1 protein-coding gene and 3 pseudogenes are annotated in these 2,541 nt (G+C 43.2%); 3 read left to right on the forward strand and 1 reads right to left on the reverse strand.

All coding sequences use genetic code 11. The features are described 5' to 3' along the window. Positions 1 to 88 precede the first annotated feature (88 nt). The 3 pseudogenes from K5R89_RS26875 to K5R89_RS27705 all read left to right on the forward strand — a co-directional run. A pseudogene (locus tag K5R89_RS26875) lies at positions 89 to 583 on the forward strand (IS3 family transposase); the annotation flags it as partial. 949 nt (positions 584 to 1,532) lie between these two features. After that, positions 1,533 to 1,649, forward strand: a pseudogene (locus K5R89_RS26880) (transposase); the annotation flags it as partial. A 304-nt stretch (positions 1,650 to 1,953) separates the two neighbouring features. After that, positions 1,954 to 2,180: pseudogene (locus K5R89_RS27705) on the forward strand (IS3 family transposase); the annotation flags it as partial. A 91-nt stretch (positions 2,181 to 2,271) separates the two neighbouring features. On the opposite strand, the gene K5R89_RS26885 reads toward K5R89_RS27705, so the two are convergent. Next, the coding region (locus K5R89_RS26885; protein ID WP_217259638.1) for a diguanylate cyclase at positions 2,272 to 2,541 on the reverse strand (270 nt) is incomplete at its 5' end.

The following is a 2,541-nucleotide window of genomic DNA, read 5'->3' on the forward strand; positions in this document are numbered from 1 at the left end:
GGTTACCGCCAAACGAATCAGAAAACCGATACTGGAAAAACTCTAACGCGGTGGCCAGTTTTTGTTGACCACTTCAGTCCTGAGCTGAGTCGATCAGTGCTGGAGTATGGATTTCGTGTCGGATAACCTGTTTAACGGACGACGTTTCCGGGCGCTGACTGTAGTGGATAATTTTAGTCGGGAGTGTCTGACGATCCATGCAGGAAAGTCGCTGAAAGGTGAGGATGTGGTCGGTGTGATGGAAGGGTTGCGGGTGCTGGGCAAGCGCCTGCCGGTACGTATTCAGACAGATAACGGCAGCGAGTTTATTTCGAAAAGTCTGGATAAATGGGCGTATGAGCACGGGGTCACAATGGACTTCTCCCGCCCCGGAAAACCAACGGATAACCCGTTTATTGAATCATTTAACGGCAGTCTGCGGGATGAATGCCTGAACATTCACTGGTTCCTGTCGCTGGAAGATGCGCAGGACAAACTCGACAACTGGCGCAGGGAATATAATCATGAGAGAACGCATTCATCATTAAATGACATGACTCCGGCTGAATTCATCCGAAGTCTCCGGAAAGACGAAGATCTCTGATTTAGCACTGTACTGAATTTGGGCCAGGGTCACCCCCACCAAAAGATAAAAGTAGCTTTTGCGGCGTAGAGGGCTTCTGCCCTGATGTTCTTCATCCTGGGATTTTAATACTGATCCATTAACCGGACAGAAATCATCCGAATATTTTATTTAACTTCGCCGCACGCTACGTGAAATCTGACGTACTCACCCCTCCGATTTTCTTCAGATTTCGCGTAGCGCAAGCTGAGCGAAAACCACTCGAAAAGTAACTTTTGGACTGATTTATAAGCCGGTTACTTCCATTTTGGATATTAACATTACATTAACACATGGAATAATCGTTATTATTCTAACTGTAAATAGGATGTTGCATACCTCTTGAAGCGATGGAAAAATGAGCATACTTCTCATTATTCCTGAATCAATACGTTTTTATTGTTTTTATAGCAAAATAATGAAACCTCATTTTATTTATTATGTATCAATTTTATAATTAATTGATGTTATTTTATTGCTATTGATATTTACCACGGTAACTATAAGCAATGGAATTAAACCATGTTCATCTAAATGTGACAGTGTCACGTTTCATGCATCTGGCGAGACCCATTTATCGTTAAAAGAAGTTGACTCCCATAATGAAACCTGAGCTTCTTATTTGCAGATCGTATGTGGATGTATTTAGGTGCAGGAAGGAAAGTGATGCAAGCATGATAGGATGACAAACCGGCAAAGGGGCTGCTACTGCTCCATATTCAACAAACCACCCCTGGTAAGTTGAATCCTTTGCCGGTTTTACTGACAATACCAGATAAGTTAACTTTTTCCATCCGATTTTGTCTTCAACATTTTGAATTCAAGATTTTTTCAAAATGGGATGCTTTCACAGGGCAACAATGGTTTTCAAGTATCTCGGATCATCATTCTTCATAAAAAATAGCTAAATAGCGATTTCACGTATTTCGCCATGAAAAAGACAAGCTATACTGAAGAACAGATTGCGTTTGCGCTGAAAAAGGCCGAAACCGGCACTCGCGTCGGGGAAGTCTGCCGAAATATGGGCATTTCTGAGCCCACTTTTTACATCTATGGACTACCTCCGTTTTGCAAGTAATGAATCTGGTTTGGGGTGTTGCTTACATCTATCCGGCATCAGGAAAATAACTAATTTTATATCTTACCGACAGTCGCCCTGTATTCTGATACCGTCAAAATGGATCATCCTGACTGACCTCAACGCACAATGCCCGGATCCATTGATGCGCCGGATCGCGATTACAGGCCATGCTTTTCGTAAAGCATGGTACTTCCAGTGGCATATCCACAATCACCAGATAATCTCTTTGCAGGCCAGACGACGCGGAACCACGGCAATCATGGAAGGGTGTATGAGCCGTCGCGGTAACTGTCACGATAACGCGGTTGCAGAAAGCTTTTTCAGTTACTGAACCGAGAGCGCATAAAGAAAAGATCTACGGAAGGCGGGAGAAGCCCGCAGCGAAATTTTTGATTACATCGAATTTTTTATAACAGTAAGCGTCGACATGGGTCGAGCAATCAGATGTCACCGACAGGATATGAAAACCAGTATTATCAATGGCTCGGAAGTGTTTAGATTATCCGTGGCGATTCAAATGTAAGCCACGTGAGAACCTCAAAAGCACCATCGTACACTAAATCAGTAAGTTGGGAGCATTACCCAAAACTCAAATAGCACTATATACAATCACTTTATTACGCCCCTCTCCCTTTGCTTGATAAAGAGCATCATCAGCATTTTTCAGCAAAAAGTCGATCCCACTAAGGGGATCAGTTTGCGTTGCTACACCAGCAGATATGGTTACACGCAAGTCATTAGTAAAAACAGTACTTTCAATAACACTTCTGATACGCTCCGCAATGGCTTTGTTGAATAAATCAGATTTCGGGTAAGTCTCCCCCGTAGCGGGTTGTGTTTTCAGGCAATACGCACGCTT

Origin of the sequence: Klebsiella sp. TF21-TM (assembly GCF_019753495.1) — a bacterium.
Classification (GTDB): domain Bacteria; phylum Pseudomonadota; class Gammaproteobacteria; order Enterobacterales; family Enterobacteriaceae; genus Klebsiella; species Klebsiella quasipneumoniae.